General features: G+C 43.8%; 22 protein-coding genes. 12 read left to right on the top strand and 10 right to left on the bottom strand.

Annotated elements, in window-relative coordinates; translation table 11 throughout:
- Window positions 1–126: 126 nt before the first annotated feature.
- The 3 genes from LFX17_RS15850 (at window position 127) to LFX17_RS15840 (ending at window position 2,377) form a co-directional block, all read left to right on the top strand.
- Entirely contained in the window at window positions 127–1,140 is a 1,014-nt protein-coding gene (locus LFX17_RS15850; RefSeq protein WP_238747298.1) for a DUF2804 domain-containing protein, read from the top strand.
- On the top strand, window positions 1,134–1,511 hold the full coding sequence (locus tag LFX17_RS15845) for a DUF952 domain-containing protein (RefSeq protein WP_238747297.1): 378 nt from the start codon (window positions 1,134–1,136) through the stop codon (window positions 1,509–1,511). Before LFX17_RS15850 ends, LFX17_RS15845 begins: the two co-directional genes overlap by 7 nt.
- Before the next feature lie 287 nt (window positions 1,512–1,798).
- Entirely contained in the window at window positions 1,799–2,377 is a 579-nt protein-coding gene (locus tag LFX17_RS15840) for a DNA-3-methyladenine glycosylase I (protein ID WP_238747296.1), read from the top strand.
- A 354-nt stretch (window positions 2,378–2,731) separates the two neighbouring features.
- On the opposite strand, the gene LFX17_RS15835 is transcribed toward LFX17_RS15840, so the two are convergent.
- Window positions 2,732–4,072, bottom strand: coding sequence for a hypothetical protein (locus LFX17_RS15835; protein ID WP_238747295.1), 1,341 nt, complete (start codon window positions 4,070–4,072; stop codon window positions 2,732–2,734).
- A 257-nt stretch (window positions 4,073–4,329) separates the two neighbouring features.
- Window positions 4,330–5,181, bottom strand: a complete 852-nt coding sequence (locus tag LFX17_RS15830) for an NmrA family NAD(P)-binding protein (RefSeq protein ID WP_238747294.1) — start codon at window positions 5,179–5,181, stop codon at window positions 4,330–4,332.
- 125 nt (window positions 5,182–5,306) lie between these two features.
- On the opposite strand from LFX17_RS15830, the gene LFX17_RS15825 reads away from it, so the two are divergent.
- Together LFX17_RS15825 and LFX17_RS15820 are read left to right on the top strand one after the other, a co-directional pair.
- Window positions 5,307–6,218 carry an AraC family transcriptional regulator gene (locus LFX17_RS15825; RefSeq protein WP_238731069.1) on the top strand — a complete coding sequence of 304 codons (912 nt, stop codon included), beginning with the start codon at window positions 5,307–5,309 and terminating at the stop codon, window positions 6,216–6,218.
- Between the two features lie 81 nt (window positions 6,219–6,299).
- Window positions 6,300–6,713, top strand: a complete 414-nt coding sequence (locus LFX17_RS15820) for a DUF1761 domain-containing protein (protein ID WP_238731068.1) — start codon at window positions 6,300–6,302, stop codon at window positions 6,711–6,713.
- A 153-nt stretch (window positions 6,714–6,866) separates the two neighbouring features.
- Here the strand turns inward: LFX17_RS15820 and lsa25.6 are convergent, their stop codons facing one another.
- The 3 genes from lsa25.6 to LFX17_RS15805 all read right to left on the bottom strand — a co-directional run bounded on the left by lsa25.6 (window position 6,867) and on the right by LFX17_RS15805 (window position 10,014).
- A complete protein-coding gene (lsa25.6, locus tag LFX17_RS21110) occupies window positions 6,867–7,517 on the bottom strand; it encodes an Lsa25.6 family adhesin (RefSeq protein WP_455032236.1) in 651 nt (216 codons plus the stop codon).
- A gap of 114 nt (window positions 7,518–7,631) precedes the next feature.
- Window positions 7,632–8,372 carry a hypothetical protein gene (locus tag LFX17_RS15810; RefSeq protein WP_238731066.1) on the bottom strand — a complete coding sequence of 247 codons (741 nt, stop codon included), beginning with the start codon at window positions 8,370–8,372 and terminating at the stop codon, window positions 7,632–7,634.
- Between the two features lie 340 nt (window positions 8,373–8,712).
- Window positions 8,713–10,014 (bottom strand): sugar-binding protein, encoded by a 1,302-nt coding sequence (locus tag LFX17_RS15805; protein ID WP_238731065.1) that lies wholly within the window; start codon window positions 10,012–10,014, stop codon window positions 8,713–8,715.
- Window positions 10,015–10,192: 178 nt separating this feature from the next.
- Here LFX17_RS15805 and LFX17_RS15800 point away from each other — a divergent pair, with 178 nt between their 5' ends.
- The gene (locus tag LFX17_RS15800; protein ID WP_238747293.1) at window positions 10,193–12,307 is read left to right on the top strand and encodes an adenylate/guanylate cyclase domain-containing protein; all 2,115 of its coding nucleotides are present in this window, start codon (window positions 10,193–10,195) and stop codon (window positions 12,305–12,307) included.
- 75 nt (window positions 12,308–12,382) lie between these two features.
- Window positions 12,383–14,521 carry an adenylate/guanylate cyclase domain-containing protein gene (locus LFX17_RS15795; protein ID WP_238747816.1) on the top strand — a complete coding sequence of 713 codons (2,139 nt, stop codon included), beginning with the start codon at window positions 12,383–12,385 and terminating at the stop codon, window positions 14,519–14,521.
- A gap of 31 nt (window positions 14,522–14,552) precedes the next feature.
- Here LFX17_RS15795 and LFX17_RS15790 read toward each other — a convergent pair whose 3' ends face one another.
- Window positions 14,553–16,895, bottom strand: a complete 2,343-nt coding sequence (locus LFX17_RS15790) for a phosphatase domain-containing putative toxin (protein ID WP_238747292.1) — start codon at window positions 16,893–16,895, stop codon at window positions 14,553–14,555.
- A 367-nt stretch (window positions 16,896–17,262) separates the two neighbouring features.
- The gene (ccrA, locus tag LFX17_RS15785) at window positions 17,263–18,510 is read right to left on the bottom strand and encodes a crotonyl-CoA carboxylase/reductase (RefSeq protein ID WP_238731061.1); all 1,248 of its coding nucleotides are present in this window, start codon (window positions 18,508–18,510) and stop codon (window positions 17,263–17,265) included.
- Window positions 18,511–18,784: 274 nt separating this feature from the next.
- Between ccrA and LFX17_RS15780 the strand changes: the two genes are divergently transcribed.
- Together LFX17_RS15780 and LFX17_RS15775 are read left to right on the top strand one after the other, a co-directional pair.
- Window positions 18,785–19,546 carry a YqjF family protein gene (locus LFX17_RS15780; RefSeq protein ID WP_238747291.1) on the top strand — a complete coding sequence of 254 codons (762 nt, stop codon included), beginning with the start codon at window positions 18,785–18,787 and terminating at the stop codon, window positions 19,544–19,546.
- A 252-nt stretch (window positions 19,547–19,798) separates the two neighbouring features.
- Window positions 19,799–20,557 (top strand): LIC10244 family PerRA/PerRB upregulated protein, encoded by a 759-nt coding sequence (locus LFX17_RS15775; protein WP_238731059.1) that lies wholly within the window; start codon window positions 19,799–19,801, stop codon window positions 20,555–20,557.
- Between the two features lie 151 nt (window positions 20,558–20,708).
- On the opposite strand, the gene LFX17_RS15770 is transcribed toward LFX17_RS15775, so the two are convergent.
- The 3 genes from LFX17_RS15770 to LFX17_RS15760 are packed head-to-tail and all read right to left on the bottom strand — an operon-like array spanning window position 20,709 to window position 22,961.
- Window positions 20,709–21,464, bottom strand: coding sequence for a PPK2 family polyphosphate kinase (locus LFX17_RS15770; RefSeq protein ID WP_319941276.1), 756 nt, complete (start codon window positions 21,462–21,464; stop codon window positions 20,709–20,711).
- Window positions 21,448–22,134, bottom strand: coding sequence for a TetR/AcrR family transcriptional regulator (locus LFX17_RS15765; protein ID WP_238731057.1), 687 nt, complete (start codon window positions 22,132–22,134; stop codon window positions 21,448–21,450). Before LFX17_RS15765 ends, LFX17_RS15770 begins: the two co-directional genes overlap by 17 nt.
- Entirely contained in the window at window positions 22,131–22,961 is an 831-nt protein-coding gene (locus tag LFX17_RS15760; protein WP_238731056.1) for an ankyrin repeat domain-containing protein, read from the bottom strand. The genes LFX17_RS15765 and LFX17_RS15760 overlap by 4 nt, the downstream gene beginning before the upstream one ends.
- A gap of 238 nt (window positions 22,962–23,199) precedes the next feature.
- Here LFX17_RS15760 and LFX17_RS15755 point away from each other — a divergent pair, with 238 nt between their 5' ends.
- The 3 genes from LFX17_RS15755 to LFX17_RS15745 are packed head-to-tail and all read left to right on the top strand — an operon-like array spanning window position 23,200 to window position 24,611.
- Window positions 23,200–23,550 (top strand): PadR family transcriptional regulator, encoded by a 351-nt coding sequence (locus LFX17_RS15755; protein ID WP_238731055.1) that lies wholly within the window; start codon window positions 23,200–23,202, stop codon window positions 23,548–23,550.
- 1 nt (window position 23,551) lies between these two features.
- Window positions 23,552–24,058: a hypothetical protein gene (locus LFX17_RS15750; RefSeq protein WP_238747290.1), complete on the top strand. Its 507-nt coding sequence runs from the start codon at window positions 23,552–23,554 to the stop codon at window positions 24,056–24,058.
- A gap of 7 nt (window positions 24,059–24,065) precedes the next feature.
- Entirely contained in the window at window positions 24,066–24,611 is a 546-nt protein-coding gene (locus LFX17_RS15745; RefSeq protein WP_238747289.1) for a GyrI-like domain-containing protein, read from the top strand.
- Window positions 24,612–24,625: the final 14 nt, after the last annotated feature.

Raw genomic sequence — 24,625 nt, 5'->3', positions numbered from 1 at the left:
GCTGAATCCGTCGAGAGAACGCGGCTTAGCGGGAATTCTCCGTATAGAAACGCGTTAGAAAGAAGTCGACTTCCGAAGGGCGACCGTGGTATCCGTATTGAATCCCTAAAAAGAGTTTTTCCTCAGATGAACTTAGAGACTGAAATCAGACAAGAAACGAACCTTTGCGATAAATCCGGAAACCTAAACTTGAACGCAGTCGGCTGGTCCAAAAAGCCGTTACACAGATGTAATTTGAGCGGTCATTACTTAAGAAAAAAGAAATGGAATTATTGGTGTATCTATGACGAGAACTTCTTAGCCTCGTTCACGATTTCGGACGTGGATTATGCGGGAGTCATCTTCGTATATTGGCTCAATCGAAAAACGGGCGATTTCGAAGAAGGAACGATCATCACTCCGTTCGGCGGCGGAGTCAGCCTTGGACAATTGCTCGGAAGCAACGCGACTTATATCGGAAGCAATGCGCGTCTCCAATTCTTTAGAGAAGAAGAAGGTTACAGATTGTCGATCAACTTCTCGCCGAGCAATAAGATTCCCGTGCAGGCGGAGATCTTCGTTCCCGTTCCGGAGAATTGGGAAACGTTAAACGTAGTCGTTCCTTGGTCCAAAAGAAGATTTCAGTTTACGGAGAAGTTGTTCGGAGTCGGAGCGGAAGGAACGTTTCGTTACGGAGCGATGGAATACAAGTTCAGTCCGGACACGTCGTTCGCTTGTTTGGATTACGGAAGAGGGATTTGGCCGTACTCCACAAAGTGGAATTGGGCGTCGATGATGGCGCATAACGCAAACGATAAGATCGGAATGAACTTGGGTGCGGGTTGGACGGACGGAACCGGCACGACCGAAAACGCGATTTTAATCAACGGAAGAATCTACAAGATTCCTTCGGACGCGGTGTTTGAAATCGATCGCGAAAATTGGATGAAACCTTGGCGTCTTTATACGAAGGATTCACAAGCGATCGATCTGCGCTTCGTTCCCGAGTTTCACAGAAAGGCCGCGACGAATACGGGATTGTTCGCGTCTTCCGTTCATCAGATGATCGGAAAATTCGAGGGAGTGATTCGTCTCGGCAAAAACGAATATAAGATTTCCAACGGACAAGGTTGGGCGGAAGATCATATCGCGCGATGGTGAATTCTTCCGAAGAATGGATTTATAATCTAGCCGCGAAGAAGGATTACGAAGCGGCGTTGCAAAACGGATTTTATAGTACGGAATCCTTATATACGGAAGGGTTTATCCATAGCTCTAAAAAAAATCAAGTCGAGGACACGGCCAACCGGATCTTTTCGGGAAGAACTGACTTGGTTCTTTTGTATGTAAAAACCGATCGATTGAAATCTCCTTTGAAATACGAGGCTTCCGATTCTCCCAAGTTTTCCAAAGAAGACGGAAAGAATATTTTTCCGCATATCTACGGGCCTTTGAATACGGACGCGATTGAAAAGGCAGTGGAGATTTTGCCCGATGCGGACAGGAAATTTCGGTTTTCATTCTTAGATTGAGGGTTGACCCGCGTCCGGAGTCCTTCGTTTAACATTCAGAGTTTGTCCTAAACCGGTAAATAAAACGCAGTAGTTCCTACAAAAGTTTTAGGTTTCAACCTCTTTTGATTTTCAAAAACGGTTTTGCCGATTTAAAAACGCAGGAGTTCCCACAGTTTTAGGTTTTGAGACAAACTATGAATGTTTTTTGTCTGATCATTTGTCGGACCAACTTTAAAAAAACGGTTTGATAAACCTGTGCGATCGTTGATCTAACGCAATTTCGTTATTAAGGAGCCTGTCGGAAGATGAATCAAAAGGTCACTCGTTGCACTTGGGCCTCGAAAGATCCCCTTTACATCGACTATCACGATTTGGAATGGGGAACTCCTGTTCACGACGATCGAACTCTCTTCGAGTTTTTGATCTTAGAAGGAGCGCAAGCCGGACTTTCCTGGATTACGATCCTGAAAAAACGGGACAACTATCGAAAGGCCTTTGATTATTTTGATCCCGAAAAAGTCGCCGCTTATTCCGAAAAGAAAATCCGATCCTTGATGAAAGACGAAGGAATTATCCGCAACGAATTAAAGATCCGTTCGGCGATCGAAAACGCAAAAGAATTTTTGAATATTCAAAAAGAATACGACTCTTTCGATAAGTATATCTGGGGGTTCGTGGATCATAAAACGATCCATAATTCTTGGAAAACGACTCGGGATGTTCCGAGTAAAACGGTCGAGTCGGATGCGATGAGCAAGGCGCTGAAAAAACGAGGATTTAAATTCGTCGGGTCGACGATTTGTTATGCGTTTATGCAGGCGACGGGAATGGTCATGGATCATACTACCGACTGTTTTCGATACGAGAAGAAACCGAAGAAGTAGGATTTTTCGGAGTTCCTACAACTTTTCAGTGAAATCAAGCGCGCCCCGCCCGAATTTGGGTGGAGGTGGCGGGTCCGCGGGAAAACTCCGGACGATTGTCCTATAACAGAAAAACATCCTATCTTCAATAAAAATTTTCACCGTCTTGTCGTACCTCCGACAAGCTGTTTGATCCTTTTTGAATTGTCGAAATCGGAACGTTGTCCGAAGTCGACGATCTTCCCGTAGGAAGACTTACCGGAATGAATATCAACTTTTTCGCAAATGGATTTCGTTTCGTCCGGCCGCTACTTTGTCCTTACCCGCTTTTTTAAACTTAACGGCCATCCTTCCGAACTCGGCATCCGAATTAAGTTAAGGAAAATTCTTGCGGACCGCCTCTTTCGAAACATTGCCGTCCCAATCCATTTGAATCAAAAGAGCGTCGATATACTGAGCGGGTTTCTTTTTGGTATAAGAAAGAAGCACATAGCCCTTTTCGTTTTTCAGGATTTTGTTGGCCATATAAAGGCGTTGTGTATGTTTTTTCTCCCAGACTTTTTTACCGGAAGAATCGAACTGAATCACGGTCATCGGACCTTCTCCACCCGCCAATACTCCGAAAAAGCCCTGATCGGGGGATTCGATGATTAGACTTAGAAAGTTAAATCCGCCTAATCGTTGTTTGGTTTCCCAGATAGTTTCGCCTTTCGGAGAAAGTTTCAAAAGCCACACCGCGTCTTTCCCTGCGCCGGAGATTCCGCCGGACAAAAGCAGATTTCCATCCGTAAGTTTAAGAAGAGAAATCGCCATGTCTTCCGCTCCGGGGGTCGCAAACGTTTTTTTCCAAAGTTGTTTTCCGTCGGAATCGTATCGATGAACGATCACGTCTCTTTGCGATTCGCGGCCGGACACGTTATCCGTGCTTACGGCAAATACGATTCCTTCTTCGTAACCGACGCTGGCATTCGGAGCGAACGAAAGATCGGGAATGTGTTTCGCGTTCTTTACCGCGCCGTCTTTTCCGAAAAGAACGTATAAGAAGCTCGTTTTGATCGCGTTTACGATCGTGGTCGTGTTTCCGCTCTTTTCTTCCGTTTCAACCCGATGGGAAACGGAAACAAGACCGCGAAACTTTTCGTTCGGAAGTTCTTGAAACGAATACAGGTGCGGATCTTCCTCTCCGCAAAATCCGTCGCAGATTTCCTTTGCGAGAATGATTCGATCGCTTGTAAGTTCTCCGCGCTCGTCGTATTTTGAAAAGATCAGTTTGCGATTGTAGGTTGCGCTTCCGATCGATCCCGCGGTTACAAAACCGCCGTCTTGGGTTGCGAGCAGATTTTGGATCGTTTCGAAATTATGAATACCGATCGTATATCCTTCCATATCTACGGGTTTGCTCGTAAAAAGATATTTCCACCAAACGGGATTTCCGTTCGCGTCGATCTTAGCCGACCACGCGGTGCTATAAATTTTCTTTTCGATCTTCGCGTTGGAATCCTGTCTGCTGCAATCGTTTGCGGATCCCGTTACCACGAAACTTCCGTCTTTTAAGGAGACAAGTCCGGAGGGAAGTTCTTCCGGACATTCGTTCGGTTTCATTCCGTTGTATTGTTCTCCACCGAAGACCGTCTGCCAAAGCGAGTTGTTTTGCGCGAATAAAGAGAACGTAGAAATACAAATAAGAAGAATCAAAAAAGCCGATAAACGTTTCATACTATCCATTCCTTGTGGAAGAGAAGGTTTCAAAGAGAATTCGAATTTGTAAAGAATTTATTTGCGCTTGTTGCAAGAACTTACTGTGAAAGTTTGGACCGCTAAATAACGAAAGATCGATGAATGTGCAAGTCGTTTATCAAAATCGACGCGGAGACAAGTTATTGTATCCTAAGATCCGAGTTTCTTTTTCGGAAGTTGATGATTTTTGAATATGAAAAAGCCCGAAAATTTCGGGCCAATCCTTTCTTAAATTCTTAATTCAGCCAGACGTTTCGGTTGTCGTTCGCGTATTGTTCAAAGCTGATGGGTTCTTTTCCGGTGATTTGTTTTACCGAATCTACGATCGGAGCCGCGTGTCCTTCCTTCAAATTACCCGCGATATACACTAAAACGTTCGCGTAGTCTTCGGGAACTCCCGCTCCCAGCAAACCCTTCTTAAATTCTTCGGGGGTGATGTCCGCAAAGTCGATTTTGAGTCCGGTCGCCTTGGATAATTTCTGAGCGACTTCGTCGTGTGTGATGGATTCTTTTCCGGTAAGAGTGTATCCTTTTCCGTTATGAGAATCGTCCAAAAGCAATGTCGCTGCGGTCGCTGCGATATCTCTCGCATCGATAAAACTTGCCTTTGCGTTTCCTGCGGGGAAGTAAATCTTCTTATCTTTCAGGATGCCGCCGATCCAAAAGGTTTGAAAGTTCTGCATAAACCAATTCGGGCGAATGATGTTGTAAGGAAGTCCCGATTTCTCCAGCGCGATTTCCAATTTTCGAAGCGGAAGATCTTCGGGAGAATGATCGATACCGATCGCGGTCATGAGTACAACTTTTTGTAATTTTTTAGACTTTGCCTTTTCGATCCATGGATTCAGGACGCCGTATTGGTCGGTATAACCCGGAGGACAAAGAAAGAATGCCCGGTCGACTTGATCCAAAACTTCCAAGCCTTCGTTCGGTCGGGAAGCGTCCGCTTTTACCCAATGCAGATTCTTTTCTTGTTTACCGCTTTCAGGCCTTCTGGAAGCGGCGTAGACTTCATGCCCTTTTGCCAATAAATTCTCCACAACGAGCCCTGAAACCAAACCGCTCGCTGCATAAACAAAAATTTTCATATTCGATTCTCCTGAGGAAAAGAATAACCGAAAACCGGAAATCGGGCTATGTCCTATAATCTAAAAAGCATATCCAATCGTATAATTTACTCGACTTTTAGATATGTTGATATAAACTGAAGGATATGGATCTGCTTTCCGAAATCTTAACGGCCGCCGCTTGGAAGAACGATATTCTTGCGAGGACTTCGATGTATAAATCCTGGGGTTTAAAGTTCCCCTGCGATAAAAGCGGAGGTTTTCATATTCTTTCGCAAGGTTCTTGTTATGTTCGGTTTAAAGGAAAGTGCATTCCATTAGAAAAAGGTGATATTCTATTTATCGCAAAAGGATTCGATCATGAACTCGTGTCCTCTCCGACCGATAAGACCATGGACATCGGAAAATTTCGGGAAATCGTTCCGAAGGAATCCGATCTGAAAGGAGTCCCGATCACCACGTTCGTTTCGGTTCGTTACGAGGTTCCGGAAACGAGTCAACATCCTTTCTTTCACGAACTGCCCGATCATATTCTGATTCGTTCGGGAGAGATTCCATCGCATCATCCTTTGCATACTACTTTAGTTTTGATTTCTCAAGAAGTCGATTCCGGACTCGGTTCCGATTTGATTCTGCAAAGACTTACGGATATTCTCCTTTACTATGTGATTCGTCATTGGCTGGAAACGCATCCGGCTCTTTCTCCGGGATGGAGAAGCGCTTTCAAAGACGAAAAGATTCTTGCAGCTCTCGAAGCGATTCATAAGAAACCGGCTTATTCTTGGACTCTGGAGAATCTTGCGCGGGCCGTGGGAATTTCCAGAGCTTCTCTTGCGAATCGCTTTCGGGACGTTTTAGGTTGTACGCCGATGGATTATCTCGCAAGACTTCGAATCGATAAAGGGAGAAGTCTGATTCAGGATCAAGGCGCCACTTTGGAAGAGGTTGCTCGAACCGTAGGATATTCCTCCGCCTTCGCTTTTTCCAAAGCGTTTAAAAGAATCCACGGAGTTTCTCCTCGGAACGAAGACGCTCAAAAGATCAGAAACGTTTCCTAAAAAAAGAACGTTTCGTATGAATTCTAACAGACAAACTTTTTCTTTGGTTTAAAATGATTCTCCTAATTTTTAGGAGTTTTTATGTTCGCAGAATTTTACGGAATTCGTCCTTTGTCCGTGATCTTGGCGACGGTAGCGTCCTTTATCGTCGGTATGATTTGGTATACGGTATTCGGCAAATTATGGATGAAACTTCAAAACGCTCAGGAAAAGGATTTGAATCAGGACAACATGGGCGCGACGTATTTTACGGCGATCGCGATTTCGCTCGTTCAATTTTTGGTGTTGGATTGGATGATCGGAAGAATGGATTTTCGCGGTATCGGGCAGTCCGCGTTGTTTGGCGGAATCATCGCGTTATTCTTTTTGGTCCTTGATGATTTTTCCCGCAACTTGTGGGAGCCGCAACGAAAATCTCCGGTTTTTATCGCGTTGAATGCGGGAAATACGTTGCTTAGTTTTATCGTAGGCGGCGCTGTGCTGGGAATCGGTTGACGTTTTTCGTTTATTTTTCAGTGTTCGCAAGTCCTCTGAATTTCGATGAGGGGCGGATGAATATTTGACTTCTTCACTGACGTCTCGAATCGGTCGATATTGAGGAGCGAATTCGAATACAATAAAAAGTGAATGCTTTTCCATTATAAAAATTTAAAGAGAGAAAGGGATTACTGCTTTTAAGGTTTCGTCTTGAATCAATTCGGGATGAAGTCCCCAGGATCTACTTGAAGGAAGAATGGATGTTCGCTTGAAGTCGATCGGTAATTTTCCCGTTTTTAAGATTTGGCCGATTTGCTCGTTATCCGTGGAAAATTGATCGGGAACTCCGTCTTGATTCGTATCTAATTCCATTCGTTTCATTGGATAAATCCAAATGTCGGGTTTTCCGTCTCGATCGGAATCGATTTCAATTCGAGCGATAATTCCAGAATTAATCTTCGGTTTTGCGAAGCGGTTAAAGTATTGAGTCGTTTCAAAAAAACCGTCTGAATCCTTATCGTCCTTCTCGATTAATTTTATGTTATCGGGTCCGAACCAAATTTTAATATCGATTTTATTTGGGTCTTTGGAAGCGATTTCGTTGTAAAAAGTTTGAAAAGATTTTGGGTCTTTCGAATCCATCTTCAACCACATCCAATCATCCGGCATTTTTTTTTGTCTTTCGAACGTTTCCATAAAGATCGAGATCTTGGAATCCGTCTTTGTATAAAGTCGATTGTCGATTTGTCCGTCTTTGTTTTGATCGTGCGACGTGACTTCGAACGGGGATTTGCAACCATAAAAAAAAGATAGAAATTGCATCAAAAAAATAAAGAAAATTGTCCGGCATTTCATCGATATTAACCGTTTTTCAAAATTACAAAACAAGTCGTCCCTGGGGACGACTTGTTTTGTAGATGAACAATCTAAGTAAGCTTAGAATTGCTCGTTCAGAGATGCACATTTCTGATTTGCGGGAACAGCCGTTCCGTAGGAGCAGAATCCAAATCCGATTCCTGTTACTGTGGCTTTTGAATTTGCATTTGGGTCAACTTGGAAAAAGCCCTTGAAATCAGTAGTTCTTTTGCTGTTGAAAGCAGTTAAACAAGATGCTTCTAAGCCGGCCGTATTGATTGCAATTAGAACATATTGTGCTGTGATAGTTTGATCTACAGTCAGACGATTGAGGCCCATCACTTCGCTTTCCGTATACGCAGGGTTTCCGCTTGTGAATAAGGGCATCATCTCCGTTCGCAAATCTCCAATCGGAGTGTAACGCGAAGTCGAAACGGATGTGTCGAACGTTGTTTGCGTTATCGCGTTGATAGCGGTGTTTTTTGCGTTTGTAAGCGTGGTAATCGCAGCCGCAGAGCAACCGATGGAATTCGCAATCGCGATAGCTCCGTCATACTGTGCGCTTAGAATCGCCTTTCTTGAAGTAAGATCGCTTCCAAGTATCGTCGCCTGGTTACAGCCTCCTTTCGGAATCGAAGATAAATTTACGGTGTACTGGGTAGCATTCGTCTTAGTGATGGATGCACAGTTTCCGCTCGTCTGGTCTAGTAGATAAAGCAAACCTGTAGTAACTATAGTATCATCCTTATCATCTTTTTTACAAGCTGCAAAGGCAACAGTTAGTGCGATTACAGCTGCAAATTTCATAATATTCTTCTTCATTGAAAATTCTCCTAAATAGTTTCAGTAAGGCCAATAAAAAAATTCGCCGAACTTACTTTGGGCACGATGGGGAGTTTTATCAAAAAAAGTCAAACCTTTTTGTGATTATTTGCAAATCATATTATCGCAAAAATATTTATTTCTATAATTCCGTATGTTGAAGGAAGTCAGGAAAAGGAGAGGGTTTATAAAGAGGTCGAATATAGAATAGGATTCAGAAAATGAATTCGAGTATATCAGTATATCTTGAATTTGGAAAGTTTTATATGCTAAATAATTTTCAACGTAATTATAAAATGAAATCTTTAAGATGAAAAAGTTTTTTCAATATTGCTCTTTTCTAATTCTCCTGTTTCCAAGGGCCGAGAGAATATTTTTCCGGAATCAATTCCAGTTCTCCCAAAGTATAAGGATCGCTTCCCTTGATCGTAGAAGTCGACAATCGTTGGATCGGCTTGGATTCATCGTCCCAATCCTGAACGGTAACGCTCGCCAAAAACTTAAATCCGTTTCGGAATCGAGAAACGTTTTCTTTTCCGAAAACCGTCCACGGAATTCGGCAAAGGATCGAATAACCGTCGTTTGTCAAAATGAGTTTCGTTTCGATTCCGCTCTTGGGATTTTCTTTCCGATTCAGTCGGATACGGACTTTCTTTTCTTCCGATAAACCTAAGGAAACGATTGCGGCTTGGGAACCGAGTCTTTTGCGAACTCCCGAATTCGTATCGAAATCCAAAAGACTCGAGTCGGGGTCCAAAACGATTTCGATCGCGTCGCAGTCCTCCGATTTCGTTTTGCAGAATTGAATCTTATCGTCTCGAACCGAAATTTGTAGTCCGAGCGAATCGGAATTCCAAGCGGATCGAATTCGGAACGAAAGATCCTGCGGTCCTTTCCAATCTTTGTTTTTTGCGGTCATCCAACTTTTATCTTGGATTTCAAACGGAAGAACGGGCAACGAATCCCAGGATTCATCGATGGAAAGTTTTTGTTTGGTCGAAGCGGAAACGATTTTTTTAAACCGAACTTCCGCTTTTGGAGGAACGGATTCCTGTTCCGATTCCATTCTACCTTCATAACTTCGTGTGGAATCTAGATTGATCCGGTTGAAGGACGAACGCAATCCGTCTCCAAACGAAGTATGATAACTATGCGTATCGGTTCCGATCCATTCCCAACCGGATGACTTCCATCGGATCGTTTCCGAGTTCGACCATCTCCAATTAGAACCTCCGTACGAACTGATCTTGATCTTTCCGTTTCCACATTCCAGAGTTACGTCCGGTCTTCCGTAAACTCCTCCGCAGGAATTACAAGGAATCATCGGAATCATGGAATCGAATCGATAACTTCCGTTCACATCTCCGAGCGCGATCGCTAAAAATCCGTTTTGATCCATTGCGGGACTATCCAAAGAATCCCCCGGTTTGACGCGCATGGTCATCGCGAGATCCTCGATTCCGTCTTTGTTGAAATCGTTTTTGCAGGATTCTTCTCCGCTGCCGAACTCGAATTCGAACGGGAGATTGTTCTTTTTGGATTCCTCTAAAAAACGTTTTTGAATCGCGGAGAATTTTTCCGGTTCGATTCCGGATACGGCGAAATTAAAAAGAATTAAGATCGAAAAAAGAGGACGTTTCATTGAATGAACAACAATCGATTCCGAAATTCTTGTAAAGAATGTTCTTTGTTTTCTTCGATTCGTATAACGGAGCGGCCGATTCGGATTCCGCAAAAACCGAAATTGATTTAAGTAGTTTGAATATTCATTGACCTCTTCGTTTAACAAAGCATAATCTCGAATAGGTTCCGGATTCTACATGAACGTTCTGCGCTTATTCGTTTTATTTCTTTGTTTTACGTTTTGCTCCTGCGATTGGATCCTACCCGTACCGTTTCCAAAAGCGGAAAAAGGAATTTTAGACCTTCGGGACTGGGACTTTGAAAAGAACGGACCGGCTCTTCTCGAAGGAGAATTCCGTTTTTTATGGAAAACCTTTTCTTCGGAATCGTGGCCGCAGAATTCTTCCTTTGCTTCCGTACCGAAATCTTGGATCAAGCTGACGGACGAGGAAGGAAAGAATTTTCCTTCCTTGGGATATGCGACTTATTTTTTGAAAATCCGACTGCCGGATTCTCTTGTGAATCAGGAACTCGCGTTGCAAGCCGATATTTCGGAAACCGCATACGAGGTTTATCTCGGTTCTCAAAAGTTAGGAAAAATCGGAGATGTCGGAATCAGTTCGGAAACTTCCCGACCGGAATGGAACAAAAAGATTTTTTCCTTTTACAACACTGAAAAAGAACCGGTTTTGAAAATTCTAATATCCAATTTTCATCATGCACGGGGCGGGTTGACAGGAAAATTCTTGATCGGAAAGAGTTCGGCGATTCAATCGATCCGCGAAAAAAGATTAACGCTCGAAGTTTTCGTTTTCGGAAGTCTCGCGATCATGGGGCTCTATCATCTTACGCTGTTTCTTTTGAGACAGGATGAAAAATCGGTTCTTTATTTCGGTATTCTTTGTCTGATTTATTGTTTTCGTTCCGCGAGTACGGGAGAAAATCTGATTCAGGTTTTGCTGCCCGGCCTGGACTATTCGATTCACTCGAAGTTCGTTTATCTTTCTTTTTATTTGGCGGTTCCCGTTTTTGCCGCTTTCTTTCGTTCCTTATTTCCGTCCGAGTTTAATCCATATTTATATTACGGAATTCTAATTTTCGGAGGTTTGTCCGCAGCCATAGTCGCGATCACTCCTCCTCTGTTTTTTACTGCGACGATCGACGCGTATTATATCTTTACGTTTGCCGTGTTCTTTTACGGATTTTACATTCTGGTCGCCTCGATTCTAAAGAAAAAAAGCGGAGCGCTTCTCCTTCTGAGCGGCTTGCTCGTATTTTTTGCGGTTTTTTTTCAGGACACTCTTTACAACAAAAGAATCATCAACACGGGTTATTTCTCTCCGATCGGACTTTTAGCGATGGTTTTTTCGCAGGCGTATCTCCTGGCGATTCGTTATTCCCAGGCCTTCGGTGCGATCGTGGATCTCACAAAGTCGCTTAACAAAACGAATACTTCCTACGGTCTTTTCGTTCCGAGGGAATTTCTCAAAATTCTGAACGAACACAACTTTATCGACGTTAAACTCGGGGACGTCGCGGAAGAAGAGATGACGATCCTATACAACGAAATCCGAACCGCGCAGTTTCTCGGGGATCAGTCTTCGGCAAAGGAGAACTTCGAGTTCATCAATTCGTATCTCGGAAAAGTGGGTCCTTTGATCCGCGATAAGAACGGTTTTATCGACAAGTATTTCGGCGACGCCTTCCTTTCTCTATTCTCGCAAAAAGCCGAAGACGCGTTGGAAAGCGCCGTCGAAATTCAAAATATATTAAAAGAAATTAATATCTATCGGATCGGAAAAGGAAAGGAAGCCGTGCGCGTTGGAACCGGGCTACACAAAGGACCGATTCTTCTCGGTACGATCGGAGAATCGGAGCGTATGGAAGGCGCGGTGATTTCTCCTTCGGTTACTCTCGCGACACGGGTCGGGCAACTTTGCCGTATGTTCGATTCTTCCATTTTGATTACGGATCACGTTTTGTTCGGTTTGGAAAAACCGGAACGATATTCCATGCGAGTCTTGGATCGGATTCAATTGAAGGGCCACAACTCGGTTGTAACGATTTTAGAAGTTTTTAATGGACAATCGGATTCCGTTCTCAATCTTTTTATGGATACGAAAGAGGAGTTCGAACGGGGGATTTCCAATTTCAGACAAAGAAATTTCGAAGAGGCCTGCGTGATTTTCAATCGGGTTTTGGAAAGGAACAAATTGGATCAACCGGCCCGCTGGTATCTCGAAAAATCGATTCATTATTGCAGAGTCGGCTCACCGAATAACTGGGACGGAGTCACCGTCTTAGAAGTCTAAATCGACGAACCCCTGAAGTCGAATATTCAACTTGACCGAGTTAAAGATCGGATGAAAGAATTAAGAAAAGACTCCATGATTTCGTTCAATCTCATTCGAAGCCGTGTTTTTGTTTTTCTTCTTTTTTGTTTTCTATTCAATCGATGCGCGATCGAATCGGAACGTCCGTTTGTTTCGGCTTCTTCCGGAGTGATCGATCTGAGTTCTTGGAATTTTGAAGAATACGGTCCCGTTTCTTTGCAAGGTGATTGGACGTTTCGCTGGAACGAGTTCGCGGAACGATCGGAAGTCGAGCCGGAAAAAAATCGAACGATGCCCGTTCCCAAGGCTTGGACTCGGATCAAAGACGCGGATGGAAAGAATTATCCCGGCACGGGAATCGCGACTTACTTTTTAAAAGTCGTTCTTCCGGAAAATTATCCGATCGGCAGTTTGGCGATTTTGGCGGAAACATCCGAAACCGCGTACGAGGTTTGGATCGACACAACTAAAATCGGATCGCATGGAATTCTAGGTAAAACCGCGGACACTTCCACGCCGGAATGGAACGTAAAGATTCTTCCGTTTCAAGTCCAAAAGAAAGAATTTCAGATTCGAATTCCGATTTCCAATTATTATCACGCGAGAGGCGGTTTAACAGCGCGATTGATTCTCGGCAAAGAGGATCAGATCATTCGTTTGCGGGAAAGAAGATTGACCGTAGACGTTTTTGTTTTGGGCTTTCTCATTGCGATGGCTTTGTATCATTTTACTCTTTATTTTTTACGGAAGAAGGACGCGGCTCTTCTGTATTTCGGAGTTCTTTGTTTTGTGTTCTGCTTTCGAGAAATCACGACTGGGCAGAATCTGATTCAAGTGTTGTTTCCCGGATTTTCCTATCTTCTTCACATGAGAATCGTATATCTGAGTTTTTATTTGATCCCCCCGATCACCACCGCGTTTTTGCGCGCTTTGTTTCCGGACGAAATGAAGAAAGAGATTCATTACGGGATCGTATTTGTCGCTTCGATTTTTTCTTTAATCGTTGTTTCGCAGGAACCGGTTTTGTTCACCGGAACAATCGAATATTATTATGTTTTTACATTCCTTTGTTTTGCGGCGGGTTTTTACGTTTTGTTGCTTGCATTGTTTCGGAAAAAGCCCGGAGCGATCGCGATTTTAATCGGAATGTCCGCGATCTTTCTCGCCTACAGCCAGGATATTTTTTACAATAAAAGAATCATCCCGACTTTCATTCTCGCACCGTTCGGATTGATCGCCTTGATTTTTTCGGAAGCCTTTCTTCTCGCAAAAAGATATTCTTTAGCCTTTGATGCGGTGGAAGATATGTCCGAAAGTTTAAAGAAGGTAAATTCATCGTACGGATTGTTCGTTCCACGGGAACTCTTAAGAATATTAAATAAACATGATGTATTCGACATTAAACTCGGGGATATCGCGGAAGAGGAGATGAGTCTTCTCTACAACGAGATTCGAACCTTTTCCGATTTTTCCGAAAAGATGAGCGGAAAGGAGAATTTCGAATTCATCAATTCCTTTTTAGGAAAGGTCGGACCCGCGATCCGGGAACGGGACGGTTTTATCGACAAGTATTTCGGCGAAGGTTTTTTGGCCCTGTTTCCGCCGGAACCTGAAAAAGCTTTGGAAAGCGCGGTGGAAATTCAGCGTATTTTGAGAGAATTCAATCGGGAAAGAATTGCAAACGGAAAAGATCCAGTGCGCTCCGGAAGCGGAATTCATATGGGACCGATTTTACTCGGAACGATCGGAGAAGCGGAACGGATGGAGAGCACGGTCATATCTCCTTCGGTCAACGTCGTGTCTAAAATCGGACAACTATCGAGGATGTACGATTCCTCTTTGTTGATTACGGACTCGACCTTATTTCGTTTAACAAATTCCTCCAAATACTATTACAGGGTTTTGGATCGGATTCAAGTACGGGATCAAAGAACCGTTTACACGGTTTTGGAAGTGTTCAACGGACTTCCCGAAAGTCTGATCGATTCGTATATGAACACGAGAGAGGAATTCGAACGGGGAATACTTCTGTTTCGCGAAAAACATTTCGAAGAAGCCTGCGTCGTTTTCAACCGTATCCTGGAAAAGAACCGGGCCGATCAGGCCGCGAGGGTTTATCTCGAAAAATCCGTACACAACTGTAGGTTCGGAGTTCCGGAAAACTGGCAAGGGGTCACCGTTTTAGGCGATTAGCTCGATCCTATTTTTAGAAATTTAGAATATCCTAATGTATGAATTTTTTTTCAAAGTTTGAAAGGAATTCCTCCTGAATGCCCGATTCGATCGCCCTCGCGCTTCTGGATTCCCGAACGAGCGAAATCGCTTCTTCGGCTCCGAGTTTTTCTTTCCAGATCGTATAAGCGGCCGCGAGCGTTCCCGAACGTCCGAGTCCGCCCACGCAATGAATGAGTAATTTTCCGTTTTGGGAAAGAGCCTGGTCCATCCAATGCAGAGTAGGAATCGCTTGATCGATCAAAGGAGCCATCTGATCCAAGATCGGACAATGATATACGTTTAAGCCGTGCGTTTGATATTCTTTTCGTAATTCCTTGACTCCGTATTCCAAAAACTCGTTCTCCGTTAAGAGACAAAGAACGTGCGTGATTCCTTCCTTTCGAATCGTCGCTATATCGTTTTTCAAATTCCGATCGCGGTCCTTTCTTCCCGGAAGAATGGTAAGTCCGATTCGGGAAAAATTATTTCGATCTGATTTTAAGTAGTCGATGCGAAGAGTTTTGGATCGTTCGATATATTCTCGGATTGAGTCGATACAAATGCTTCCGTGATACAAGGCCCATTTCTTTTGCCATTCGTTCGATTCGTCGAAGGATAGGGTATGCATCGCGTAACGAAGCGCGCCCGTGTTGAGTTGATACGGATCTCTATCCATCTGTATTAAAGAAGGATAATACGATCGAAGACGTGCTATAGCCGAATACGCTTTTGCAATTTTCGGATATCGGAAGAATTGGCGAGGCTGTGACGGAATCGAAACGCCTAAATCCGGAATTTTTAAAAGTTCATCGCTCAATCGAATCGCTTCTTTCCATTCCTCCGCGGTTTCTATTTTAGTGAAAATAAACAGAATGTCGTTTTCCAGTTTGATCAGATCTTTGAGGATATGTCCTTTGTGCGTGTGAAAGAAGTCGATCAGCCAAACGTTGTTTTGTGCGTCGAGAATAATGTTCGCACCGTTTAAATCCCCGTGAACATACGAAGTGTAATGAGCGACCGCGGAATATTCCTTAAGAGAAACCAAATCCTCCTCGTAAAATTTACAGACATTCGGTATGGAAACGCTGGGTTCTATCTCCAAGGTCGAACCGTCGGCGGATTTGCCGAGAATCGATTCGACCCGTTTGCGAACGCTCGGAGCGTATTTAGATTGAAAATCATAATATTCTAATAAATTTAATTTCTCCTGCGATGCCGCTTCGTAGAGTTTTCCGAGTTGTTTTAGGAAAACCGTGTCTAAGATCGACTCGATTTCACGGATATCGTCCGAGTTTTCGAACGTTTTTTGGAAGGTTCGAACGTTCCCTTCGAGCATGGCCGCATAACGGTATTTAATCGCACCTCTGTTTTCCAATTCGGCGAAGTCCACGATGGAAGGTGCGTTGTTTCCGAGAACTTCCTCGATTCTTTCGAACGAAATTCTTTCTTTGGCGATCAAATCTCTCGGTCCGATTTTGATCACAGAAGGAACCTGGTTGTGTCCGATATGATCCATCGATTTCGATTTTAGTACGACATTTCCCGAAAAACCTCCGTCCAAACATCGAAACTCTACGTCTTTGCAATCGCGGAAAAGATACAAAAGAAGTTTTTCGTCAGTGTCATCGATCTTATATCCTTCTTCGTATCGAAAATGATCCGATGAAATTCTGGAATGTGTGATTCTTTTTTCGAGATTGGGAACGGTTCCGCTCAGAAAGGAAGTGAATGCGCCGATGGAAGGAAAGATCTTTACTCCCAGAATTTCCTTCATTTGATCCAGTGCGATAAAGTGCATTCCTATGGAAGAAGACGCAGTCAGTGCGGGACAAATCGCGATTTCCCATTCTGGATATCGGGTTCGAATATCGTATGCAAGAAATTGAACTTTCGCTTCGGTCCAAACTCCCGAGATTCCCACTTTGATTGAATGTCCTTTTAACGGCTCGAGAATTTTTTCCAAAGTCGTATCGACAAAGTCGTTTAGTCCGGATGCGTTTACGATGTGATGACGATCGTTTTCGTTTCGAATCCAAGATTCGAATACGAATTCGGCTCCTTTGGTGTTTTTGATACAATGAGATCCGAATTGTGCGAGATGTTCTTTTTGGGAAGAATCGGAAAGATCGTGCCAATCCCGAATGTGAACGATCCAAAGATCCTGCGGATCTACGGAATAGGCCCATTCAATTAAGGAATGAATCGGTCCGTATTCGGTCATTTCTCCCAGGAGACGCTTGGCTTCCAGATATCCCACGTGAAGAGCGTTGGGAAGCGGATCGTATTTTTCTATTAAAGCCGCGAAGTCGTTTTGAAGACACTGAGTGAAAAGAATCGCTTTCGGTGGATGCATATCGATGGGAGGAGAAGAATATCGATCCGATCGGAAAAAGCAAATGGTTTTTAAGAATTTGACGATCTCTCATATAAAAGTCGTCTTCGGAGATAAGTTTCTCAAGAATCGAAATCGAGTTATCGTAGTTTTTGGAAGCGTTCTTTTATAAAAAGTCGGCTAAATCACTCCCGCGAGCGATCGAGGCGGGGTCAATAAATTGAGATCTTGGATACTGCTTACACTAACGTCGTTCTCTTCCAATTTATTGACCGGAGCTGAGAGCGCGGTCCGTCGTACGACGGACGCGGCCGAATCGATTGCTCTTAAAATAAAAAACCCCGAAAGCGAGCGCTCTCGGGGTTTGAAATCGAATCGGAAAAAGAAATTATTTTTTTCCTAATCCGAGTTTGTCGGCTCCGACCAGGATGGACATGTTTCCGGCCGGGTGTTTGTTTTCCTTCATCAATTGGTGAGAAAGCGCAGTCTCGTTCCAAGCGAAGGTTTTGGAAAGACAAGGATCGACCTTTTTCTCGATGACCAGGTCGTTCAGACCTTTTGAGTTTTCGTCGTTCGCAAAGTGAGAACCTTGGAGACGTTTTTGTCTCATCCAGAGATAACGCAAGTCGACGGTCGCGTTGTATCCCGTGGTTCCCGCGCAGATCACTACCATACCGCCCGTCTCACAAACGAACATGGAAGTCGGTATGGTGGTTTCACCCGGATGTTCGAATACGATCTTAGGATTGTTTCCTTTTCCTGCGATGTCCCAGATCGCCTTTCCGAATTCGCGAGCGGCCTTCGTCCATTCTACGAATTTTTCGGTCTTGTTGATCTCGGAAGTCAAGGCTCCCCAGTGGTTGAACTTCTTGCGATTGATTACTCCTGCCGCGCCGAGTTTCATACAGAAGTCGATTTTGTCGTCTTCGGAAACGACTGCGATCGGAATTCCGCCCGCGGCCTTTACGATCTGAATCGCCATTGCGCCCAGTCCGCCCGCGCCTCCCCAGATCAGAACCACGTCGCCTTTTTGTACGTCGTTCGGTTTCCAGTGGTGCAACATTCTGTAGGCGGTAGCTCCTACAAGCATGTAAGCGGCGGCTTCTTCCCAAGTGAGATGTTTCGGTTTGGGAAGGCACTGATGATCTTGGACCTTGCAGAATTGCGCGAAGGATCCCCAGTTGGTTTCATAAGCCCAGATCAACTGAGAAGGGGCAAACATAGGATCTTTTCCCGCTTTGACCCAAGGATCGTTTTTATCCCAGATTCCGCAGTGAAGAACGACTTCGTCTCCGACTTTTACGTTCTTAACTTCGGAACCGACTTTGTAAACGATTCCGGATGCATCGGACCCGCCGATATGAAACTTCTCCGGTTCGCCTTTCTTGTTTCTTGCGCCGATAACGTCTACGGGAAATCCGAGAGCGGCCCAAACATTGTTATAATTTACACCGGCTGCCATTACCGCGACCAGAACCTCGTCGGGAGCTATTTCTGGAACATCGATGAGTTCTTCCTGAATTGCGGTGATCGGATCGCCGTAGCGCTCAGGACGAACGACCTGTGCATACATTTTTTTAGGAACCTGTCCTAAGGGTGGGAGGGTTCCGATTGGAACGGATTCAATTTGGCTCATGTGCACAGATTTCTGAACTTTGGTATTTGATCTACACCAATTTTAGGGGGAGTTCCCACGTTTTTAGGGAGAATCGGCCCGTTTTCGAAGGAGTTCCCACAGTTTCGGCGGGAGGAATTCTCCCTTAAGTTATGAAACGTTGGAGTTCCCACAAAAAAGGACTCAATTTTCGAAGATTGGCCCCTTTGAGAAATCGCGTGGCTACGGATCGCTGCAGGAGTTCCCACAAAAAACTTCTATTCGCTTCCAATGGAGAATATAAATTCATCCCGCGATGAATCCGAATTCACTTTCATCCATATTGAGTCAAACCGCACATCGACCTTGGGCATTGCCGAAAGCGAAACCGTTCATGATCCAGTATTGGGACGAACTCGCTTTCCTGCACTGGGAAATTCCGATCGGCTTTTTGGAAGAAGTTCTTCCGAAAGGATTGAGTCCGGACACATATCAAGGAAAGGCCTTTATCGGATTGGTACCCTTTCGCATGAAAGGCGTGCGGCCTACGTATTTTCCGCCGCTTCCGTGGCTTTCTTATTTTCCCGAATTGAACGTCCGAACCTATGTTCAAACGCAGGATAAACCCGGTGTATATTTTTTCAGTTTGGATGCGAGCAATCCATTAGTTGTTGAAATAGCCAGAAAATTCTTTCATCTTCCGTATCTCAACGCGGACATGACATTGCAAAGAAAGAATATTCAAAAAACATTTTATAGTAATCGAACCGATTCTCGCGCGAATCCCGCCGGATTTCACGCGGACTATCGACCGATTTCCGAACCGTATCGATCGCAGCCGGGAACACTGGAGCATTGGCTGACCGAACGATATTGTCTTTATTGTAAGGATTCTTCGGGAAGAATTTACCGCGCCGAAGTGCATCATCTTCCCTGGCCTTTGCAAAAGGGAGAATGTAAAATCTACGAAAACACGATTCTGCGCAGTCATAGAATCCCCGTATTACAAACCGAACCGCTGATTCATTATTCGCATTCTTTGAAAGTGGCCTTGTATCCGATGGTTCGCATAATCTAAGCTGAAGGAATTCGAATACAAAGAGTGTTCTTTTGAGGTCCAAACTAAAACGAAGGGATTAGAGGCGACGAAAAGGACGGAAAGAATTTACCCTTTTCCTTCGGAAAATGTCGGAAAAGGGTTTGAAAAAAACGCAATCCCACGTCTATTGATGCATCCTTATTCACAAAGAATTCACTGATCGAAATCTCGCATTCAAAACGGATCGGGGTTCATCAAGAATCAACAATATCATTTCGGAGAAACGAAGGCATGCTGGCACATATACGACCCGATCAACTTATCTGCAAAGACTCTGATCGCGAAAAAAGTCTGAAAACATTAGGGATGATGTTGGAACTGAGCGAAAAGTGTTACGTCTTTGGAAAATATTTTTTGATCGACGCTTTCGATTCCGAAGACCATCCGTTTCTTCTGAGAAAAGGATTTGATTTGATGGGAATCGGAATGGATGCGGAAAACGTCCACAACATCCTGAAAGGATACATCGTTTCCGGAAATTACGAAGGAAAAGAATTATTAGATAGAATCATCATACTCGAGGGGATGGAAGCGATTCAGAAGGAGCTGCACATTACCGTGTTTCTGGAAAAAGTGGCTTCTTATTTCGGGGAATCGTATCAGGAAAGTTTTTGGAATTTCGTAACTCAGAAGAGAAAGGAGATCGATACGATCCTTCTCAACGATTTTTACGCGGAATTCTGCAATTCTAAACCGCAGATCGATTCGGACATACTGTTGAGCCGCGCGTTTCATTCTCTTTCCTACAACGAATTGAAGGATTTGTTGAGACAGGTGAGCCTTCCCGATCTCGCGGAGGCGCTGAAAAGCGTGCGTGAAAAACTCGTGATTCAAGTATTAGATTTTCTTGATAGAGAATCCTCTCGTTGGCTTATGAAGGAATTGATGAGATCGGACGATTCTTACGATAGCTCGGAAAAGGTAAAGGAAGCACAATTGAAAATTCTGGGCGTCTTTGCCTCTAAAAAGGGAATGAACCGGGCTTTGTAAAACGAAAACCGGACTTCTTAGTTAGGATTTGAAAGGCCGAATGAAAGTTCGGCCTTTTTTTGTTTTTGCGGTTCGAAAATTTCATCGATGCTATTTTCGCCGTTCTTTTCCGCAAATGCAAGTCCGTCTCTTGCACGTTTTATTTGCCGATTTAAGAAACGATCCTTTCCAATTCTTTGCAAAGAATTTTGGCGATTTGATAATTGCGGAACCATTTCTTATCGGCGGGAATTACGTTCCATTCTTTCTCCTGGTCCTTATATCGAAAGATCGTCTCGTACGCTTTTTGATAATCTTCCCAACGGTCTTGCGTCGTCTGATCGGACGGATCGTATTTCCAAGTTTTATCGGGATCCGAAAGACGTTCCGTGATTCTTTGTTTTTGCTCTTCCTTGGAAATATGCAGAAAGAATTTAAGAATCAGAGTTTCGTTCTCGCGCCGAAGATGTTTTTCGAAATCTCGAATGGATTCCAATCGTTCTTCGATTCTTTTTTCGGAAAGAGTTCCTAAAATCTTAGGCATCAACACGTCTTCGTAATGCGATCGATTGTGAATGTGGATCATCCCTTTCGGCGGAACGTATTTGTGAATTCTCCATAAAAAGTCGTATTGGATTTCTTCCGCGTTCGGCTTTGTCCAAGATTTTACGTAGCAACCTTGCGGATTGATTCCCGCAAAAACGTGCTTGATCGTTCCGTCCTTTCCCGAAGTGTCCACTCCCTGCAAAAGAATCAAAACCGAGCATTTTTTCTGTGCGAATAACTTTTCCTGAAATACGGAAAGTTCTTTGAGATATACTTCCGTTTTTTGAAGAACTTCGTCTTTGATTTTGTCTTTGGGAGGAAGAGTATCTACGTTTTCAAGATTCATACGTTCGGGTTCCTGCGCGTTATTGTTTGAAAAGATCGATCATCGATAGAATGGATTTGCGGACCGATCGAAAGATCGGCAACGAGGAAAGTTTTAAGAGTTGAAAAACAAGATCCAAACCCTTATCCAAAAGAAGTTCGGTCTTTTTCTTATGAGCCGATCCGTCGAACAGCCAAACATAAATGATTCCAAGTTGAAAGAGCCAGAATAGAGAGGGAAGTTCTTCCTTTAAATCGGAAGGCAGAGAATCTTTGGAGGAATCGATCGCGTTTTTAAAAAGAGAAATTGCGTCTTCCCGAATCTGCTTCGTTTCTTTGCTGAAAGGGGAAAGCGGATGATGAGGATCGCCGCCGCTCCTTGCGAGTACGTGCAGGAATTTTTCGTGTCCTTGAAACTGGCTCAACTTGTATCGAACGACGTTTTTAACTCTGGCCTTCAGGTCGGATTCGATTTTACAATATTCGTTATTTTGAATGTTTGCGTCGTCTTGGGTCTGTCTGTAGAACTCAAGAACGATGTCTTCCTTCGTTTTAAAATGATAATACGAAGCGCCAACGGCGAGTCCCGCCTTTTGTGCGATGGCGCGCATCGTCGTTTCGTCATAACCTTCTTTTTGAAATAGGGAAATCGCGGTTTTAAAAAGAAGAGACCGGGTCTGTTGCGACTTACCGGTCTCTTTTTGCGTTTTCGAATTTTTCCGAATCATGCGGGAACTTCAGCTTCTCCGAAAGTGTGGGAAATTTTCTTTCTGAATTTCGCGAACAGGAAGAGGTTGAAAAAGTGCATCGCTCCCAGAAGCAAAAGTACTACTCCGACTTTTGTGGTGAGAATTTCGATACATTCTGCCAGATCTAAAGGTTTTTGACTGGAGGTCAAGGAAAGGCTTATGTAGCCGATGTTGATCAGATAAAATCCTACGATCAAAAGATGATTGATCGAATCCGCGAGTTTTTCTTCCCCGTTGAACATTTGAATCAAAAAGATTCTTCCGTTGTTGAAAAGAGTTCGCGCGACCCAGATAGTCATCAAGATGCTGATAATCAAATATCCGATGTAAAGTCCGATGGTGAACGGACCCGAACCCGGTTTCGAATACTTAAGACCTTTCGCCAAAAGATACGCGACGACGCTGTTGTTTCCGTAATGGGATGCGATATCAAGAGCGTTTTCTCCGTTGCGTGTCAGATAGCCGCTGAAAGAATCTCGATTCAAAACCAAATCAACGATCTTACTGTCCGGCATTCTCGCTGCGTAGTGAATCGGATATTCTCCCGCGTTATCGGGTGTATCGATCCTGTTGTTGCGATCCAACACGAATTGAACTACGGAAGGGTTTCCGCTTTCGATCGCGTAAAATACCGCGGATCTGCCGCGACTATCTGTGTTGTCGAACGTCGACGGACTTTCCGAATAGATTTTTTCCAACTTCGCGAGATTTCCGATTCGAACCGATTCAAAGAAATCGGATTGGGAATCCGCAAAGGCCGAGGCGGTGATTCCGAAGAATAAGGCCCAAACAAAGATGCGTTTCATAATTTAACTCCAAATTTGAACATGTTCAAAAAATAGCACCATCGCGGAATTTTGGCAATCAAAAAATTTGAACACGTTCAAAAAATATCTCTAAGGTGTTTTCAAACGGAGAATGACCCGAATTTTTATCGCGGTTTGCGTTTCCGTCCGAAAATTCCGAAGCAGATAAGCGATTCACGATGCTGTTGAAACGAAAAATCGCTTGAGTCCGATATGAATATATCTATAATGGATATAGATGAGAACCAAGGAAGAATTCTCCGAAACCAAAGGAATCACTCCGGCTATGTTTCATATTCTGCTTTCACTGGCGGAAGGGCCGCAGCACGGATACGGAATCGGAAAATCGGTCGAGATTTCTTCGGAAGGGAATTTTCGCTTAGGCCCGGGAACTCTGTATCGAACCTTGGAATCCATTCGCGGTTACGGTTGGATTCGACATTGCAAACGAAAGCTCGAACCGGGAGACGACCCGAGGCGGTTGTATTATGAAATCACGCCGAACGGAAAAGAGGTTTTGATCCACGAATTGAAAAAGATGGAATCCGCCTTAAAACGAGCCAAACAATTGGATCTTCTGGAAAACTAAGATGATCTTTCGATGTTTTCAACTCTTCGTGGAAATCGTTTACCCTTCTTCTTGTTCCAAAATGTATAAAAATGCGATTCTGAGCGGCCTGGAGGATTCGTATACGGAAGGAAACTTTAGAATATTCGATTTATTTGATATTCTTATTTCTGGTTTTCGGGAAAGAATTGCGGGCGAACAAAAGCTATTTTCCCTCGTTTGGAAGCACAATCGCGGCACTGCGTTCGGAATCCTAATTCTGATTCCTTGGGATTTGTTTTTACTTTCGATCTTTGCGAGTTTTTTCGTGGGAGGGGAAGGTTGGTTGAAATTCTTTCACAACTTTCCGTACGAAAGAAACAAGTCAGCGGAGTTCTTTCTTCCATTTTTATTGTTCGTCGCCGGATTTCTTCTGGTTCGCGATTTGTTCTTCCTAAAAAAGAAACGAGCCGTTTTCAGTCGATACTCCTACTGGCTGTATCTGAATTACGGTTTGATCGTTCCCTTCTTCTTAATTTTAATTCTTTGAGGTGTTTATGAAAATTCTTGCGTTGAGTATTTTAGTTTTGGCCTTGGTGCTCGTCGGCTTTTTGTTTTATATGGGCGCATTCGATCGGGTTCAGGTTCGGGAAGAAACACAGGGCCCGTTTTATATTCTTTCGCACGAGCGGATCGGCGATTATCGCGATGTCGGTTTAACGTTCGAGGTTCTTCAGAAGGAACTTCCGGAAAAAGGATTCAAGGACTTTAAATTATTCGGGATCTATTTGGACAATCCGAATGAAGTTCCGAAAGACAAACTGCGTAGCGAAGTCGGGGCGATTTTTGCGGAACCCATTTCCAAAATTCCGGACGGACTTTCCATCGAATTGAAGGCGAGAACCATTCCCGCGAAAAAATATCTCGTCGCGGAATTTCCTCTTAAGAATTTTCTTTCCATCTTTTTAGGAATTTATAAGGTTTATCCGAAGATTTTCAGAGCTTGCGAGGAAAAAGGATGCGATCTCAAAGGAAAAGCTTCGATGGAAATCTACGAACCTCTTACGACGTATAAGACGACTTATCTTCTTTCGTTGGATTGACCTAATTCCTATGA

This window comes from Leptospira sanjuanensis (assembly GCF_022267375.1).
GTDB lineage: Bacteria > Spirochaetota > Leptospiria > Leptospirales > Leptospiraceae > Leptospira > Leptospira sanjuanensis.
The sequence above is the reverse complement of the archived record's forward strand: the minus strand, read 5'-3'. Positions and strand labels throughout refer to the sequence as shown.

Excerpts from the sequence above, each read along its gene's own strand:
- LFX17_RS15825 (WP_238731069.1), top strand. The coding sequence starts at position 5,307 with ATGGATCTGCTTTCCGAAATCTTAACGGCCGCCGCTTGGAAGAACGAT.
- LFX17_RS15850 (WP_238747298.1), top strand. The coding sequence starts at position 127 with ATGAACTTAGAGACTGAAATCAGACAAGAAACGAACCTTTGCGATAAA.
- LFX17_RS15840 (WP_238747296.1), top strand. The coding sequence starts at position 1,799 with ATGAATCAAAAGGTCACTCGTTGCACTTGGGCCTCGAAAGATCCCCTT.
- LFX17_RS15835 (WP_238747295.1), bottom strand. The coding sequence starts at position 4,072 with ATGAAACGTTTATCGGCTTTTTTGATTCTTCTTATTTGTATTTCTACG.
- LFX17_RS15800 (WP_238747293.1), top strand. The coding sequence starts at position 10,193 with ATGAACGTTCTGCGCTTATTCGTTTTATTTCTTTGTTTTACGTTTTGC.
- LFX17_RS15810 (WP_238731066.1), bottom strand. The coding sequence starts at position 8,372 with ATGAAGAAGAATATTATGAAATTTGCAGCTGTAATCGCACTAACTGTT.
- LFX17_RS15805 (WP_238731065.1), bottom strand. The coding sequence starts at position 10,014 with ATGAAACGTCCTCTTTTTTCGATCTTAATTCTTTTTAATTTCGCCGTA.
- LFX17_RS15830 (WP_238747294.1), bottom strand. The coding sequence starts at position 5,181 with ATGAAAATTTTTGTTTATGCAGCGAGCGGTTTGGTTTCAGGGCTCGTT.
- LFX17_RS15795 (WP_238747816.1), top strand. The coding sequence starts at position 12,383 with ATGATTTCGTTCAATCTCATTCGAAGCCGTGTTTTTGTTTTTCTTCTT.
- LFX17_RS15760 (WP_238731056.1), bottom strand. The coding sequence starts at position 22,961 with ATGAAACGCATCTTTGTTTGGGCCTTATTCTTCGGAATCACCGCCTCG.
- LFX17_RS15745 (WP_238747289.1), top strand. The coding sequence starts at position 24,066 with ATGAAAATTCTTGCGTTGAGTATTTTAGTTTTGGCCTTGGTGCTCGTC.
- LFX17_RS15790 (WP_238747292.1), bottom strand. The coding sequence starts at position 16,895 with ATGCATCCACCGAAAGCGATTCTTTTCACTCAGTGTCTTCAAAACGAC.
- LFX17_RS15755 (WP_238731055.1), top strand. The coding sequence starts at position 23,200 with ATGAGAACCAAGGAAGAATTCTCCGAAACCAAAGGAATCACTCCGGCT.
- LFX17_RS15765 (WP_238731057.1), bottom strand. The coding sequence starts at position 22,134 with ATGATTCGGAAAAATTCGAAAACGCAAAAAGAGACCGGTAAGTCGCAA.
- LFX17_RS15780 (WP_238747291.1), top strand. The coding sequence starts at position 18,785 with ATGAATCCGAATTCACTTTCATCCATATTGAGTCAAACCGCACATCGA.
- LFX17_RS15845 (WP_238747297.1), top strand. The coding sequence starts at position 1,134 with ATGGTGAATTCTTCCGAAGAATGGATTTATAATCTAGCCGCGAAGAAG.
- LFX17_RS15820 (WP_238731068.1), top strand. The coding sequence starts at position 6,300 with ATGTTCGCAGAATTTTACGGAATTCGTCCTTTGTCCGTGATCTTGGCG.
- LFX17_RS15750 (WP_238747290.1), top strand. The coding sequence starts at position 23,552 with ATGATCTTTCGATGTTTTCAACTCTTCGTGGAAATCGTTTACCCTTCT.
- ccrA (WP_238731061.1), bottom strand. The coding sequence starts at position 18,510 with ATGAGCCAAATTGAATCCGTTCCAATCGGAACCCTCCCACCCTTAGGA.
- LFX17_RS15775 (WP_238731059.1), top strand. The coding sequence starts at position 19,799 with ATGCTGGCACATATACGACCCGATCAACTTATCTGCAAAGACTCTGAT.
- lsa25.6 (WP_455032236.1), bottom strand. The coding sequence starts at position 7,517 with ATGCAATTTCTATCTTTTTTTTATGGTTGCAAATCCCCGTTCGAAGTC.